This window comes from Shewanella sp. POL2, assembly GCF_000282755.1.
GTDB lineage: Bacteria > Pseudomonadota > Gammaproteobacteria > Enterobacterales > Shewanellaceae > Shewanella > Shewanella xiamenensis.
Genome location: NZ_AKZL01000100.1, coordinates 1 through 15,532, shown reverse-complemented (window position 1 = coordinate 15,532; position 15,532 = coordinate 1). Strand labels below are relative to the sequence as shown.

The following is a 15,532-nucleotide window of genomic DNA, read 5'->3' as shown; positions in this document are numbered from 1 at the left end:
CTTTGCCACGACCTTTAATACTTGGTCGCCAAGCTGGTGACCATAGTTGTCATTAAAGGCCTTAAAGTGATCGATATCGACCAAGATAAGACAGGTGCCCTCGGGAGCCTGTGCCAACATGCCTGCGATATCGGCATCAAAGGCGCGGCGATTTAAACAGCCAGTAAGTGCATCGTAAAGTACATCTTTTTCTGTTTTTTCAAGCTTTTGTTTTAATGCATCAATCTCTGTTTGGGCTTTTTGCAATTGGGTCGTAAAAAACTCGGTGCTTGAGCGAATATTGTCGGCTTCCTTCACCAAATTACGTACTAAATCGAGCACTTGCTCAACACTGAGCGTGCCTTCTTCGACACCATTGAGCTTGGCAAAGTTATTGTTAATACAGCTTTGGAAGTCGGCGGCATCTAGATTTGTATCCCGAATCGATTGCGACAGCTCTGTGGCCATGGCTTCAAGGTTAAGCCGCATATCACGCACATCCAGCTCAACAGGATCGGCGACATACTGGCGAAACAACAACTCACTGCTCACTGGTGGGCAAGTGTTGTAGTGGGCGATAACTGTATCGAGCTGGGCGTTTAACGCTGGGTTTTGTTCCCCCACGTAGGTATACCACAGAGCATAATTGATTGGCGTTGTGGGAATTTGATGCTTGAGCATTAAGGGAACCGCTTTTTTAAGATTCAAGGCTGCGGTTTGTAATAAATCTCGTGACATGGATAAATTCCAGTAAAAATAATCCGATAAACCATGCATATCACACATGGATAACAATATGGCTCGTCAAATCCCGTTACAACAAAAGCCCAAAAGCTGGGGCAATTACCTGCCACAAGCTTGGGGGGATATGTTAGAGTTTATCGCTAAAATTAAATAATGATAATAACTTGGGAGAAAGTCTTGAAAAATTTCATCCTTGCTGGAGCCCTAGGTTCCTTACTCTCACTGCCTGCAATAGCTGCCTCTTCCTTCAGCGACAGCCTAGATTTGAATCAGTATCGTACTGATGTCAAAACCTTAGCCAGTGATGCCTTTGGTGGCCGTGCGCCCTTATCAGAAGGTGAGCAATTGACCATCGATTACCTTGAGAAAGCCTTTAAAGAGATGGGGCTCAAACCGGGATTTGGCGACAGCTATTTACAGGCTGTGCCGCTGGCGAAAATCACCGCCGATCAAAATATGCAACTCGATATCGGCGGACTTAAGTTTGCCAATGGCAGTGAATTTACCGCCAGAACCCAGAGAATTAGCGATGAAGTCAACCTCAGTAATAGCGATGTGGTGTTTGTCGGTTATGGCATTAATGCGCCTGAATATGGTTGGAATGACTATCAGGGCCTTGATGTCAAAGGCAAAACCGTGATTGTGTTAGTCAATGACCCAGGTTTTGCGACCCAAGATCCCAAGGTCTTTAAAGGCAATGCCATGACCTACTATGGTCGCTGGACTTACAAATACGAAGAAGCTGCTCGCCAAGGCGCTGAAGCTGTTTTTATTGTGCATGAAACTGAACCCGCAGCCTATGGCTGGGGTGTCGTGCAAAACTCTAACACAGGTACCAAGTTTACCCTCATCGATGTAAACAATAATCAAGGGCAGGTTGGCGTGATGGGTTGGGTGCAACATGATGTCGCCAAAAAGATTTTTGCTAAGGCTGGTATGGACTTTGATACCTTAAAACAACAAGCCGCCAAGCCAAACTTTAAGGCCATTCCCTTAAAGCTAAAGGCGAATGTTAGTTTAAATAATACGATTGAACGCGCCGAATCCCACAATGTGGCGGCACTATTACCTGGAAAAAGCCGCCCTGATGAGGTGGTGATGATGCATGCCCATTGGGATCATTTAGGTACAGTGATAGAAGACGGTAAACCGGAAATCATTAATGGTGCGGTCGATAATGCCAGTGGTGTGGCAGGTGTGTTAGCTCTTGCGCGTTACTTTGCCAAACAAGCAAAAACGGCGCCGCTTGAGCGCTCGATTCTGTTTAGTGCCTTTACCGCCGAAGAAACAGGGCTGATCGGTGCTCAGCATTTTGCTCAGCATCCCAGTGTACCGACCAAAAACATTGTCGCTTTTTTAAATATTGACGGCATGAATATGAACCAAGGGGTAGATTATATTCTGCGCTATGGTGAGGGAGTGTCTGAGTTAGAAGGTTATTTAGATAAGGCCGCCAAGGCACAGGGACGGGTTGTCAAGGCTGATCCTAGACCGCAAAATGGTTTGATGTTTAGATCGGACCACTTCGCTCTGGCCCAGCAAGGCGTGCCCGGCTTGTTATTTATGAGCCTTGGGGATACGGATCCTGACTACATTGCCCATAAATACCATAAAGGAGCCGATGATTATGATCCAAACTGGTCGCTCGAAGGGGTGAAGCAGGATTTAGATCTGATGGCGAGCATGCTAACGACCTTAGCTAATGGTAAAGATTGGCCACATTGGTTAGAGGCGTCGGATTTTAAGACTAAGCGTGAGCAGGATGGCCGTAAAAAGTAATTCCGATTAAGGTAAAAAGGACGCTGCGGCGTCCTTTTTTATGTTTATTCAATTAATTAACCTGAGCTCGGGATAAGTAGAGCCGCTGAATAGGCATCTTTTCGGGCCTCTCTGCGTTGCTCTGTCTCACCATAGCGCGCTATGGCATACGACAGAGCGCCTTGATATGCGCAAAAATCTGCGCATTCAGTTAGAAAAAAGATTTTTCTTTTCAAAAGAATCATTTGTAGCATTGATTTAGTTTGTTAAATTTAGATTTTTTCGACACTCGTTATCCCGAGTTCAGGTTAACTAGAAGGTGTAGCTAACAGAAAGCATGGGGCCGATAAAACTGTAGTAAATATTGTAATCGGCAATTTGAGTCTCTTTATTTGGGGACTTTTGTGCGATATCGACGTCAACTTTGTAATAGTTATAGGCAACACTCATACGCCAATTGGGAGTAATTTGCGCATCTATGCCTAATTTAATATCAACCAACTCGCCTTTGACATCATTGAGGTTGATATAGAAATACTGGGCGTGAGTGGTTAAATCCCATCCAGAAATAAATTCGTAATTAGCATAGACGCCAAAGTCCGGCAGTGGTGCAGTGATATTCTCATCGACAATTTGCGGTATTGCCTGGCTCGCACAGACATTATTCAGTAACTCAGAGGCTTTACAGACGCCGATAATGCCTTCAAATCCTGTCTTGATAAACATTGTGTGTAAACCAAGAGACAAACCAACATCATAGTTACTGCCTTGAATAGCATCAAAACCGTAACCAACACGTAGAATATCGATATTTAGGGTGGAGCTGAGTTTTCCGCCTGCTTTAATATCGTAAATTGTATCGTTAATTTCAATTTGGAAGGGTTTGGAAAGGGCTTGGGTTTCGGCTGTGCGGTGTAGTTGTTTCCAGTCGAGGTAAAGATGATGGCGTTCGTTGAAGTGATAATTTAGCTCAACAAAGGGCAAAAATTCGTTTTCGGCCAGTTGCAGATCGGACTCATAGTTTAAGGTGAAGTTACTCGCGGTATTCGGGTTAGTCACTTCCATATTGGTATCTGACTGCGAATAAAATCCCCCTAGCTCCAAGCTGAATTCGCCCGCCAGCACAGGAGTGCAAGTGAGAAGGGCGATCAATAAGGGGGTTAGACGAGTGGAAATCAACGCTACTCCAGTATTCTTCTTATTATATCCAGCGATAACATCAGACTTAAGTGCCATAAGTTATGACCATTTGGAGTGTATCAGTAAATCTTTAAATGTGAATAAAATGTTTTGAAAAGTGTGGATTTTCGTGATTTAAAACAAAAGTTGTATGGTTAATCGCTTTGGTATCGCAGGCTTGAGGGAGGGATCACAGTAATTTACATCTTGGTGATTAGGGCGTGTTGAGGTTTCTGCTGCGTTATCGTCCATTTATGTAGAATAACTACACTGTACGGACTTTGCCTTGCATAAAAGCCAGCCACATTACTGCAAAAATAACCCTGAAACGTCAACACGCCCTAGTGACGGGAATATGTCGTAAAGCCTAAAAAAACGGCCCAGTAGAGACTGAGCCGCCGATAAGAGCTTAACGAGACCGCATCAATTGTTATGCGTGTTAGCGGCCGATGTTGGCTCGCTGCTTTTCTCGTCCTTGTTAAACATGCCTAAACGGATGCGGATAAAGTGCAAAATTTGCGCAGCAATATCCACATTTAAGCACGATTCTAATCCTTCAAACCCAGGTGATGAGTTGGCTTCGCAGATTTTGTAATGGCCGTTATCGAACAATAAATCGATACCTGCCACATCTAAATCGAGAATATTGGCGGTTTGCGTCGCGAGCCATTCGATTTCAGGGGTGATTTCAAAGGGCCTCGCCGAGCCACCCGCGCTGACATTAGCTTTAAAGCTATCTTCTTGCCCACGTCGCTCGTAGCAGCCTGCAACGCGTCCGCCAATAGTAAAGACTCGCAAGTCGCGGCCATGACTATTGGCGATGAACTCTTGCAAAATAATGTTGGCGTTTTTATTAGTCGCTTCAATTAGTTGCATTAAGTCATCAAACTCACGGGCTTTGTGTGATAAGAATACACCACTGCCTTGAGAGCCTGAGAGCGTTTTAATCACTACGGGAAAACCTAAATGTCGCTCAACCAGATCAATATCAACCGGGAATTTGACCAACATGGTTTTTGGTGTCGGTAAATTCTTCTCGGCCAACAATTGCTGGGAGAAGAGCTTATCTTTAACAATCTCAATGGCTTTTGAAGGATTTAAACAATAGACCCCTAAGCGTTCTAAATGGCGAATGATTGCCAACGCAAAGTAGGTGGTGCCAGAACCCATGCGCGGAATGATAAAATCCGGCAATTCAACGGGTTGTCCATTTAACAAAATACTTTTGTTATCTTCTCTCGTCACGGTGAGATCAAACTCATCCGGCGCATAAACGGCTAATTCAATATTGTCGGCCTTAGCTGCCGCCAACAGACGTTCGATTTCATACCATTCAGGTTTTAGCTGAGTCGCGGTTTCTTTATATAAAATCCAACCACGCATTTAATCGCAAACCTTCATTTTCATGCTTTGTCCTCGGGTTCAGCTTCATCCTGAACATCATCTTCAATTTCAACATCCACATCTACATCGAATGCCGCTTCTGGCTCAACCTCAGGTTTGGTTGCTGGTAAATGAACCGTACCAACCACTGCATAAAAGGGCTTACCCCGGGCGAGTTTGCGGTACTTTAACCAGATCTGCTCTAACAAGCTACTCGGAGCGATGTTTCCTTTGATGACTTCGACAAATTGTGCTTCGTCGGCGGTCACTGGGAGTGTTTTGCCTTCAGCAAGGTTTTTCATGGCATGACCATGTAATTCGAGCAGTTCGGCTTCTTTACTAGTGAAGTCGCCACTGCGCTTAAAACCTTTGGGGAAATTAGTATCGTCGTAAAAGCGTTTGTGAGATACAAAACTGGCAGCTGAGCCGTTCAGCGTCTCAGAACCCCTGTTAGCGTTTGAAAAAGACTGTTCAGACATGGCTGTTACCTTCTAGATTTTGGTATACAAAGATTTGCAAGTGGAGTATTGGCTAGTATTATTGATTTATAAATCAAAAAAATTTGCCTATGTTGGTCAAGAATTTTTATGGATACCGATTTACTAAAGACCTTTCTGGAAGTCTCTCGTACCCGCCATTTTGGTAAGGCGGCGGAAAACCTCTACCTTACCCGTAGTGCGGTAAGTTTTAGAGTTAAACAGCTTGAGAGCATTCTTGGTGTTGCCTTGTTTGAGCGCCAACGAAATAATATTCAGCCGACCCCTGCTGGGGAACGGATGTTGGGCCATGCGGAAGCGGTATTGACAGCATGGGAGCGCGCCAAGCAGGATGTTTCGCTTAGTCAGTTACAATCGACTCAATTAGCGATTGGTGCGGGTCCCAATATTTGGGATGCCTATTTACAGCGGTATTTACAGCATCTGCATGTGGGACTTCCTGGGGTTGCATTGCGGACCGAGGTTTTGCCACTCACCGTAATGACACGGCAATTGATGGACCGCACCCTTGATTTAGCGATTTCTTTTGATCCACCCAAACTTGACCAATTTGAATTAATCCAATTAGGCCAAATCAATTTGCTGCTGGTATCTAAATCCCGGGATGTGGCCGTTAATGAGGTGCAAGCTGGACAATATGTCAAAGTCGATTGGGGGACGGCCTTTAATATTATTCATGCGCAGGAATATGCGGCTTTACCTGTGCCAACTTTACATACTAGTTCGGCTCGAATCGCCTTAGATTTTATCTTAAATAACGGCGGCTGCGCATTTTTACCCGAGCATTTGGTGCAGCCTTTGCTTCAAAGAGGCGAACTGAATTTGGTCGCGGGGGCGAGTGCGATTTCACGCAGTGTGTATGTCGCCTATTGGGCTGAAAATGACAGACTAGAGCAAATTAAGCAGGCGATAAGTTTTTTAGCGGATAAGCTCGTAATTGAAGATAACTAAATTTGTTGAGTTGGATAAAAAACGCCTTTGGGATAATTCCTAAAGGCGTTTTTTATCAGCGAATTTAATGACCTAAATCAGTGTTAATGCGCACAAAGGATTATATCAAGCGCGGTAATAACACCACGAGCCAAGTGATCCCGCAGAGCGCTAAACTCATGAACACCGCAGCAGAGGCGATATCCTTTGCTTGACCACTCAGGGGATGGATCTCACTGCCAACACGGTCAACAACTGCTTCAATAGCAGAATTTAATAGCTCTACAATTAACACGATAAACAGCGTTAAGATCAACATTAAGCGTTCCATGGTGCTGATATCGACCAATAGGGCGATGGGGAGCATCACCACCGCAAGCATCAATTCTTGTCTAAACGCAGCTTCATGGACCCACGCCGCTTTTAAGCCCTTCATTGAAAATCCCGTCGCTCTAAAGATGCGTTTTATACCGTGGTTATTTGCTGGTTTCATAATTATTCCATCGACTTGGGCGGTTGTTCGTGAGCATTTTCGTTCAAACTGAATGCGACTTGTCTGCCGGCTTTTGAACGAGCTTAAAAATGAGGCCGCAGTATAGCCCGATAATTTATGTGTATAAATAGTTAACTATACAAATTGCTCGCTCTGATAGGGGGATCATATTGCGGCCGGATTAGCGGCAGTCAAGGCTAAATACTAAGCTTGCAGTGGGATGACTTACAGAGAGACAAAGGAATGACTCTGACAATTCGCGTACTTTTTTTAAGAAATGCACTTGCCAAGTGCTTTGGGCTTCTCATTGGTCTTTGCAGCTTATTTATTGCGGTTAGCTATGCAAGTCCTGCACCGAATATTCAATTAGCAACGGAATATGCACTCGACGATCATACTCAAATCGGCACGTTTCTGGTCAGTGAAAAACTTGATGGTGTGCGTGGTTACTGGGATGGGCAACGTTTGTTTACCCGTCAGGGGAATCCCATTCTGGCCCCAAGTTGGTTTACCGCCGAGTTTCCCACTATCGCAATGGAAGGTGAGTTATGGCTCGGGCGAGGGCAGTTTGAGGCGATTTCAGGATTAATACGTCAAAAATCGCCAAAGGATACGGACTGGCAAAAGGTACGCTTTATGGTATTTGATTTACCGACAACCAAGGGGAGCTTTGAAGACCGTTATCTGCAAATGCAAACTCTGATCGTGGGAAAATCGGCTTATCTTCAAGTTATTGAGCAATTTAGTGTCGACAGTGTCGAGGCCCTCTATGACACTTTAAATACCTTAGTTGCCCTTGGCGCTGAAGGATTAATTTTACATCGTCGCACTGCGGTATATACGCCGGGACGTAATCCTAATGTAATGAAGTTAAAGCCCTATTTAGATGCTGAAGCGACGGTGATTGGTTATGTTGCTGGCAAAGGGCAATTTGCTGGGAAAATGGGTGCCTTAAGAGTGCAAACACCAGAGGGGCGAATTTTTAGTATTGGCACAGGTTTTAACCTTGCAGAGCGTCAGCATCCCCCAGCTATCGGTACACTTATCACTTACAGGTATCTAGGGTTAACGGTGAATGGTTTGCCGCGATTTGCTAGTTATTTACGGATCAGGACAGACATTGTGCCTGAGGATAAAGAAGTTAAAGAATAAGTTGCGAAATTGTTGGATATTGATAAAAATCGAACGCTATCAATAAGGGTTTTGCCGAGTATCATACTGATTATTAATAGGCAATAACACCAAGGAGTAGGTTTTGGTTGATATTCAATTTAGTGAACATTCTTTGAAGCAACGCTTGGCTAAAATCTTAACGGTTCCCAAATGGACTAAGCAGCCCATTGTCACCGCTAAAGCGTTTTTGCAAAGTTTAACCATTGCCCAGCGCTGTTATCTATTAGCATTAATTGCATTATTGCTATTTCAGTCAGATATTTGGCTGGCCGCTATTATCACTGCGGTTGCGTTAATCATTGAGTTTTGGCCAAAATTTGCAATGGCGTGGCATTCCTTGGCTGGAAAAGCCATTTTCCTACTCTTTTATGCTGTTATTGCCAACTTTGCCTTGGCCGCCAGTGGTAGTGTGGTTAATGAAATCACAGGTGTTTCAGCTTCACATTTGTCTTACACGCACAACTTTGCCATTTTGCTGTATTTACCTATTTGGTTCGTGTGTATTTCTATTCTCGCGTTACTGCTTCTGCAAATTGTGATCCCTTGTTATTTATTGTTCCATATCGGTTTACGGATTTTAGGGTTAGAGGCCAACCAACAGGACAATAAAAAACGCTTTGTGGTAACAACGGCATTTTTACGTATGGTGTTATCTGTGGTGTTATTAATGAATCTTGTTGCCATCTCCGATGGTGAAACTTTATTGGAGAACGTTGCGAACAAAATACAAAAAAATGAAAAAGTGAGTCTTGCAAACACTGTTGTTGAAGTCAAAATAACCGAAAAAGCCCAGACTGAAGCAGAGAAAGCGGCTAATGATCTCACCATGCAATCTGCTGATGGCACTATCGAATCCTTAAGAACTTTTGGGCACACATACTACAAGGGGATCCGAGAATTAATCGCGTTATTTGCCTATAAGTTTGAGGCCGATGGCCGTAGTCGTTGTGAAAAATTAGCCAATTCTGTGGTGGTTGAGTTAAACGATTACGAAATACTGGAAATCACCGAGTCTGCTAACGAGAAATACGGTTATCATTTTGAAGTGAAAAAATGTATTTCTCCCGCCTTTGGGCAAATCGCATATCCCCCTAAATAGCGCTGCCAGAGGATGCTAAGTTGTTAGAAGATAAAGCGTTAAAAGCAAAAAATATAAGACGAATTTTAATGGTCTGTATGGGGAATATTTGTCGTTCGCCCACGGCAGAGGCCGTTTGCCGTGCAAAAATTCGTGAACGTCGCCTCAATATTGAAGTCGATTCTGCTGGCACCATTGGTTATCACCAAGGAGATAAGCCTGACAATCGCGCCATGGCTGCGGGTATAAAACGCGGGTTAAGTTTCGATGGTATGCGCGCAAGACAAATTGTTGATGCCGATTTTGAGTATTTTGATCTTATTTTAGCAGCCGATAATCGTAATTTAGTGGATTTACGTAGTCGTTGTCCGCTTGAGTATCAATACAAACTTCAGCTAGTGTTGTCATACGGAAATAGTGAAATTGATGAGGTTCCCGATCCCTATTATGGCGGTACTCAAGGATTTGAATTAGTCCTCGATTTGCTAGAACAGAGTATCGATAGCTTGTTAGATCAATTAGCAGGAAAAACGAATGACACAGATTAATGATTAAGGCGGAGTAGGTGCCTTAGAACCTCGATGAGTCAAAGTATCAACCCCTGCTTACCTATGCAATAGAACGTAAAATCATTGGATTAATTTCATTAAGCGTTAACTAAGCTTATTTCGGGATACTAAATCTATCTCAAACAGTTCTTACCGCTATAACCTTAAAACGTCAACATGCCCTAGTCGTCAGATAAGCTCAATCGATATTAATTGCTTAACTCTTGCGAGATTTTGACTAGACTCAAAGCTCAGGTAAGTGAGTTTGTTACAGGTAAGTTTGGGGAGATTGCTATGGATTCAATCAAAATACGCGACCATATGGACCGTCAGCCTGTGTTGCTCAGTGCAAATATGTCACTGGCTACTGCGGTTGAGAAACTGTTAGATAATAACAAGATGGGTGCAGCTGTCGTGGATGACAGTGGTAATTTAGTGGGTTTTTTATCCCAGCAAGACTGCTTAGCTGTCATGTTAAAGAGCAGCTATCACTGTGACTTAACCTCAGTGGTGAAGGATTGTATGCGCACTGAAGTCCTGTATGTCGGTCCTGATGAGAGTATTTTACAACTCGCGGAGCAGATGCTGGGCGCTAAACCAAAGACCTATCCGGTGGTGGATAATGGCAAAGTCATCGGCACAATCAATCGCACCAATGTGTTGAAGGCGATGAATGTGTACATGCAGCAATGTTATCTTGCACCCGCTTAAGCCGTTATTTGGGGGGCTAATTTCCCGTGGTTTACGGTGTGTTTTGAACAATTAGCCATACCAATAAACCAGGTTCCTTGCTAGGATCGCCTTTTTCGATGCTAGCAATGGAATTTGGTTTTGAACTCTGACAAACATCCGCTATCGAGCGCTTTTCTACAGCAGTGCTTTCAAAGTGATGCCTCGCGGATCCGCCGCCGTTTATTTAAGCTCCATAAAGAAGCCGATTCTGACAAAAAAACACAAGAATTAGCCAAACTTGCTGAGCAGGCGCAAGCAGCGTTCGAGAAAGTAGAGCAGCGCCTGAAGGCTCGCCCTAAGATCAATTATCCTGACAATCTGCCCGTCAGTGGCATGCGCGAAGACATCGCCAAAGCCATTAGTGAAAACCAAGTGGTGATCATTGCGGGTGAAACTGGCTCGGGTAAAACCACGCAGTTACCTAAAATCTGTTTAGAACTGGGCTTAGGCAGCCGTGGTTTTATTGGTCATACCCAGCCGCGGAGGTTGGCAGCGCGCAGTGTCGCGTCAAGAGTGGCTGAAGAATTACAAAGCCCGCTCGGCGAAGTCGTGGGCTTTAAGGTGCGTTTTGCCGATGCGCTTAAGAGTGAATCCTATATCAAACTGATGACCGACGGGATTTTACTGGCGGAGCTGACTTCAGATCGTTATTTAGATCAATACGATACTATCATTATCGACGAGGCGCATGAACGTAGCCTCAACATCGATTTTATCTTGGGTTACCTCAAGCAAATTCTGAAAAAACGCCCCGATCTTAAGATCATCATCACTTCGGCGACCATTGATGTTGAGCGTTTTTCTAAGCATTTCAATAATGCGCCGATTATTGAGGTGTCAGGGCGTACCTATCCGGTCGAAACCCGTTATCGCCCATTGTTACAAGATACTGAGGCCGATCTCGACCAAATTGAAGGGATTTTTGCCGCCGTTGATGAGCTGGTTGCCGAAGGCTTAGGCGATATTTTGATCTTTATGAACGGTGAGCGTGAAATTCGCGATACCGCAGAGCAGCTAAATCGGCGTAATTACCGCGATACTGAGATTTTACCGCTCTACGCGCGCCTCTCCTACGGCGAGCAATCCAAGGTCTTTAGCAGCCATACAGGGCGTCGTATTGTGCTTGCGACTAACGTAGCGGAAACCTCGCTGACTGTGCCGGGTATTCGTTATGTGATTGACCCAGGAACAGCACGCATCAGCCGTTACAGTTATCGCACTAAAGTACAGCGTTTGCCGATCGAGCCGATTTCACAGGCGAGTGCCAATCAGCGCCAAGGCCGCTGCGGCCGTGTTGGTCCGGGGATTTGTATCCGTTTATACGATGAGGCGGATTTTAACAGTCGTCCCGCGTTTACCGATCCCGAAATCCTACGTACAAACTTAGCCTCGGTGATTTTGCAGATGCTCGCCATCGGCCTTGGCGATATTGCGGCGTTCCCCTTTATTGAGCCACCCGATCCGCGCCATATTCGCGATGGCTTCTTACTGCTTGAGGAATTACAGGCGGTTAAGCAGCAGAAGGGTAATATAGTGTTGACGCCGCTGGGGCGGCAGTTATCGCAAATCCCCGTCGATCCACGTTTAGCGCGTATGGTGGTCGAAAGCCACCAACTTGGTTGCTTAAATGAGGTGTTAGTGATCGCCTCAGGGCTGTCTATTCAAGATCCCCGTGAGCGGCCCATGGATAAAAAGCAGGCGTCCGATGAAGCCCATCGCCGCTTTGCCGATCCCCAGTCTGATTTTGTCAGTTGGGTAAACTTATGGCAGCACTTAAAAGAGCAACAAAAGGAATTATCCGCCAGTCAGTTCCGTAAAAAGTGCCGCGACGAGTACTTAGCCTACCTGCGGGTGCGTGAATGGCAGGATTTATATACTCAGTTAAAACAAGCGGTTCACGATTTAAAGTGGCGCTTAAACGAGACGCCTGCCAACTACGATGCGCTGCACCGTGCGCTGTTATCGGGTCTGCTCAGCCATATTGGCTTTAAGGACAATAACAACGAATACTTAGGCGCGCGCAATCGTAAGTTTTTTGTGTTCCCAGGTTCACCGCTGGCGAAAAAAGGCCCTAAATGGATCATGGCGGCGGAGCTAATGGAAACCTCTAAGCTGTTTGCTCGCTGCTGCGCCAAAATTGAGCCAGAGTGGCTCGAGCCGTTAGCGGCGCATCTGATTAAAAAGAATCACCTAGAGCCGCATTTTGAGGCGAAACAGGGCAGTGTGATCGCCTTTGAGAATCAAGTGCTTTACGGTTTGACCGTAGTACATCGTCGCCGCGTGCAATACGGGCCGATTAATCCTGTTGAAGCGCGGGAAATCTTTATCCGTAGCGCGCTTGCCGAAGGGCAATTACAAACCAAAGAAGCCTTCTTTATCGCTAACCAAAAGTTATTGGAGGATGTCGAAGCGCTCGAGCACAAGTCCCGTCGCCGCGATATTTTGGTCGATGAACAAGTGTTGATGGACTTTTACGAGCCGCGCATTCCCGAAGGCATCTATAACGCGCCTAAGTTCTTTAGCTGGTGGAAGGAAGCGCGCCGAACTCAGCCCGATTTACTCGATTTTAATAAGTCGCTATTGATGCAGCGCAGTGCCGATCATATCTCGGCGCTCGATTTCCCCGATACTTGGCACAAGGGCAATATTCGTTTGCAACTGAGTTATCACTTTGATCCTGCGGCGAGTGATGATGGCGTCTCTGTGCATATTCCAGTGGCGCTACTCAATCAAATCGATGATACGGATTTCGATTGGCTCGTGGCGGGGATGCGTGAGGAGAAATGTGTTGCCCTGATTAAGTCTTTACCTAAGGGACTAAGACGTAACTTTGTCCCAGCGCCCGATTATGCCCGAGCCTGCGTGCAGGCGATGCAGCCCTTTAGCGCCAGTTTACTCGACGCCATGTGCAAACAGCTGCTGCGTATGAGTGGCACGCGCGTCAATCCTGAAGATTTTGATGTTTCGCAGATGCCAGTGCATTTGCTGATGAACTTTAAGATTGAGGATGACAAGGGCAAGTTAGTGGCACAGGGGCGGGTGCTCGATACCTTAAAGGCCGAGTTACAGGGTGTGGTCGCTAAGGCGATTCGTCAGGTGGCGGATAAGGGGATTGAAAAGGAAGCACTCACCGAGTGGTCCTTTGGCGACTTACCTAAGCAATTTGAGCAGCGTAAGGGCAACTATCAAGTGCGGGCATTCCCCGCATTGATTGATAATAAAGATTCAGTTGCCATCAAATTATTTGATGATGAATTTGAGGCAGAGGCGGCGCATCGTCAAGGTCTACGTCGCTTGTTATTACTCAACATTCCATCGCCGGTAAAACACCTGCAACAGGCGCTGCCCAACAAGGCCAAACTGGCGATGTATTTCAATCCATTTGGCCAAGTGCAAATTTTAATTGATGATATTATTGCCGCAGCCGTGCAGCAGTTGCTTGATGAAAAGGCGCTGGATGTGCGCGATGCAGCGCAGTTTGATGCGGCCAAGGATTGGGTGCGCCAAGAGCTGAATCCAACGGCTGAGCAAATCGCCCTAAAAGTGGAGCAGATTTTGACGCTCTATCAAGGTATTAAAAAGCGGACTAAGGGTAAAATCAGCTTAGATATCGCTTTTGCGATGAGTGATATTCAAAGCCAATTGGACCAATTAGTTTTTAAGGGATTCGTCGAAGCCTGCGGTTGGAAGCGTTTAGCCGATGTGGCGCGTTACTTAAAGGCGATTGAAATCCGCATCGATAAATTACCTGTAGACCCGACCCGTGACCGCTTGCATATGCAGAGTATCACTAAGGTGCAGGAGGCCTTAGCGGCGCAACTTGCCAAGGTGCCGCGCTCACAGCCCGTACCTGCGGCACTGATTGAAGCCCGTTGGATGATTGAAGAGTACCGGGTGTCATGCTTTGCCCAAGCGCTAGGAACAGCTTATCCCATCTCGGAAAAGCGTATCTTAAACCATATCCTGCTGAGTTAATGATGTTGATGCATAACTGACTGAAACTGTAGATTCAGTCAGTTATGCATAATGCATCATCTTTAGCATTAACAGCCGAACCTTAGGGTTCGGCTTTTTTATTGCTCACTTTCACCTAACTATAATTAGCCGCGATCAGCATGTTGTTGCAGGCGTGATTGTTTGCTATGGGCTATCACAGGCTAACCTCAAAGGGCAAAGTAGGTAGCGAATGAATGGCCCCTAATGGCTTTTAATTGATAAACAGTTAGCGAATACAGCAGGGACTTTGGCTATATCTTGAGCGAGTTAACGATTTGACGAAGATGTTAAGCCAATTTCGCTGCAGATAATCGGTAATTTGCGCCTTCCTTTACCATCCCCTAATACTCCTTAAGGTATATTTTGTTTAAATCTTGTGCGGTTTAGTTGCCTAACGCCTATCTCTTTTCCATGCTTTAGCAATTAGTTAATAAAAAACATAACTAATCAACCTGTTTACAATCTGAAAAAACGCTCAAAAACCATGATCTAATTAAATCTATCGCCAAATTGATGATCTGGATCAAGCATCAAAGGGTTTACCGATTTTGAGGTATACAGTTTGTTAACACCTTAACGCTATGATCAGTTGGTGGATCAAAGATGCAATAGAGATACCTATAAATCCTGTAGTGATCAGAGTAATCCATCACAGGAACGAACCTCTTGGAGGACGCATGAGTGCTAACAGCGCAGCAGAAAAATCCTTAGAACTGAAAATTTTTATCTTTTTAACCGTATTTCTCGCCCCCCTCTTATCCGTGTTGTTGGTGAGTGGATTGGGATTTGCCATATGGTTTAGCCAAATCTTCACCGGCCCACCGGGGGCTGGTTGAGTCAATACAAAATAATAACAACAGAATTAAAGCGGAGTGTCGGATGAGCAAAGAGCTGCATATCACAAGTCTCGTGGTGCAAGTCATGCCAAATAAGATGGCGGATGTTAGGCAACACATTATGGCGATTGAGAATGCCGAACTCTCTGTCAATAACGAAGTAAAACTCGTCGTTGTACTTGAAGGTAACTCCCAACGTAGCCTTG

At 45.2% G+C, this 15,532-nt stretch carries 14 protein-coding genes; 9 read left to right on the top strand and 5 right to left on the bottom strand.

The features are described 5' to 3' along the window. On the bottom strand, positions 1 to 717 hold a 717-nt coding region (locus SHEWPOL2_RS19080; protein WP_037430727.1), incomplete at its 3' end, for a GGDEF domain-containing protein. 159 nt (positions 718 to 876) lie between these two features. On the opposite strand from SHEWPOL2_RS19080, the gene SHEWPOL2_RS19075 reads away from it, so the two are divergent. Continuing rightward, entirely contained in the window at positions 877 to 2,502 is a 1,626-nt protein-coding gene (locus SHEWPOL2_RS19075; protein ID WP_037430724.1) for a M28 family metallopeptidase, read from the top strand. Between the two features lie 291 nt (positions 2,503 to 2,793). Here the strand turns inward: SHEWPOL2_RS19075 and SHEWPOL2_RS19070 are convergent, their stop codons facing one another. From SHEWPOL2_RS19070 to SHEWPOL2_RS19060, 3 genes are all read right to left on the bottom strand, one after another. Beyond that, a complete protein-coding gene (locus SHEWPOL2_RS19070; protein WP_037430731.1) occupies positions 2,794 to 3,657 on the bottom strand; it encodes a hypothetical protein in 864 nt (287 codons plus the stop codon). Positions 3,658 to 4,083: 426 nt separating this feature from the next. Continuing rightward, entirely contained in the window at positions 4,084 to 5,043 is a 960-nt protein-coding gene (locus SHEWPOL2_RS19065) for a RimK family alpha-L-glutamate ligase (protein WP_037418145.1), read from the bottom strand. Positions 5,044 to 5,063: 20 nt separating this feature from the next. Further along, positions 5,064 to 5,522, bottom strand: a complete 459-nt coding sequence (locus tag SHEWPOL2_RS19060) for a DUF413 domain-containing protein (protein ID WP_037430721.1) — start codon at positions 5,520 to 5,522, stop codon at positions 5,064 to 5,066. 108 nt (positions 5,523 to 5,630) lie between these two features. Here SHEWPOL2_RS19060 and hdfR point away from each other — a divergent pair, with 108 nt between their 5' ends. After that, positions 5,631 to 6,491, top strand: coding sequence for an HTH-type transcriptional regulator HdfR (gene hdfR, locus SHEWPOL2_RS19055; RefSeq protein WP_037430718.1), 861 nt, complete (start codon positions 5,631 to 5,633; stop codon positions 6,489 to 6,491). Between the two features lie 100 nt (positions 6,492 to 6,591). Here hdfR and SHEWPOL2_RS19050 read toward each other — a convergent pair whose 3' ends face one another. Beyond that, the gene (locus SHEWPOL2_RS19050; protein WP_037430715.1) at positions 6,592 to 6,963 is read right to left on the bottom strand and encodes a diacylglycerol kinase; all 372 of its coding nucleotides are present in this window, start codon (positions 6,961 to 6,963) and stop codon (positions 6,592 to 6,594) included. Between the two features lie 243 nt (positions 6,964 to 7,206). Between SHEWPOL2_RS19050 and SHEWPOL2_RS19045 the strand changes: the two genes are divergently transcribed. From SHEWPOL2_RS19045 to SHEWPOL2_RS19015, 7 genes are all read left to right on the top strand, one after another. Continuing rightward, the gene (locus SHEWPOL2_RS19045) at positions 7,207 to 8,115 is read left to right on the top strand and encodes a DNA ligase (protein WP_037430712.1); all 909 of its coding nucleotides are present in this window, start codon (positions 7,207 to 7,209) and stop codon (positions 8,113 to 8,115) included. Positions 8,116 to 8,218: 103 nt separating this feature from the next. After that, a complete protein-coding gene (locus SHEWPOL2_RS19040; RefSeq protein ID WP_037430710.1) occupies positions 8,219 to 9,235 on the top strand; it encodes a hypothetical protein in 1,017 nt (338 codons plus the stop codon). A 68-nt stretch (positions 9,236 to 9,303) separates the two neighbouring features. Then, entirely contained in the window at positions 9,304 to 9,762 is a 459-nt protein-coding gene (locus SHEWPOL2_RS19035) for a low molecular weight protein-tyrosine-phosphatase (RefSeq protein ID WP_037430729.1), read from the top strand. 294 nt (positions 9,763 to 10,056) lie between these two features. Next, on the top strand, positions 10,057 to 10,473 hold the full coding sequence (locus SHEWPOL2_RS19030; protein ID WP_037418282.1) for a CBS domain-containing protein: 417 nt from the start codon (positions 10,057 to 10,059) through the stop codon (positions 10,471 to 10,473). A 114-nt stretch (positions 10,474 to 10,587) separates the two neighbouring features. Then, entirely contained in the window at positions 10,588 to 14,469 is a 3,882-nt protein-coding gene (gene hrpA / locus SHEWPOL2_RS19025) for an ATP-dependent RNA helicase HrpA (protein WP_037430708.1), read from the top strand. Between the two features lie 698 nt (positions 14,470 to 15,167). After that, positions 15,168 to 15,326, top strand: coding sequence for a nitrate reductase (locus tag SHEWPOL2_RS19020; RefSeq protein WP_011716898.1), 159 nt, complete (start codon positions 15,168 to 15,170; stop codon positions 15,324 to 15,326). 43 nt (positions 15,327 to 15,369) lie between these two features. Beyond that, positions 15,370 to 15,532, top strand: a 163-nt coding sequence (locus tag SHEWPOL2_RS19015; RefSeq protein ID WP_037430705.1) for a chaperone NapD, incomplete at its 3' end; no start/stop codon positions are given.

What these genes read in the sequence shown, in the direction of transcription:
- SHEWPOL2_RS19075 (WP_037430724.1), top strand. Translation starts at nt 877, where the DNA reads ATGATAATAACTTGGGAGAAAGTCTTGAAAAATTTCATCCTTGCTGGA.
- SHEWPOL2_RS19065 (WP_037418145.1), bottom strand. Translation starts at nt 5,043, where the DNA reads ATGCGTGGTTGGATTTTATATAAAGAAACCGCGACTCAGCTAAAACCT.
- SHEWPOL2_RS19060 (WP_037430721.1), bottom strand. Translation starts at nt 5,522, where the DNA reads ATGTCTGAACAGTCTTTTTCAAACGCTAACAGGGGTTCTGAGACGCTG.
- hdfR (WP_037430718.1), top strand. Translation starts at nt 5,631, where the DNA reads ATGGATACCGATTTACTAAAGACCTTTCTGGAAGTCTCTCGTACCCGC.
- SHEWPOL2_RS19050 (WP_037430715.1), bottom strand. Translation starts at nt 6,963, where the DNA reads ATGAAACCAGCAAATAACCACGGTATAAAACGCATCTTTAGAGCGACG.
- SHEWPOL2_RS19045 (WP_037430712.1), top strand. Translation starts at nt 7,207, where the DNA reads ATGACTCTGACAATTCGCGTACTTTTTTTAAGAAATGCACTTGCCAAG.
- SHEWPOL2_RS19035 (WP_037430729.1), top strand. Translation starts at nt 9,304, where the DNA reads ATGGTCTGTATGGGGAATATTTGTCGTTCGCCCACGGCAGAGGCCGTT.
- SHEWPOL2_RS19030 (WP_037418282.1), top strand. Translation starts at nt 10,057, where the DNA reads ATGGATTCAATCAAAATACGCGACCATATGGACCGTCAGCCTGTGTTG.
- SHEWPOL2_RS19020 (WP_011716898.1), top strand. Translation starts at nt 15,168, where the DNA reads ATGAGTGCTAACAGCGCAGCAGAAAAATCCTTAGAACTGAAAATTTTT.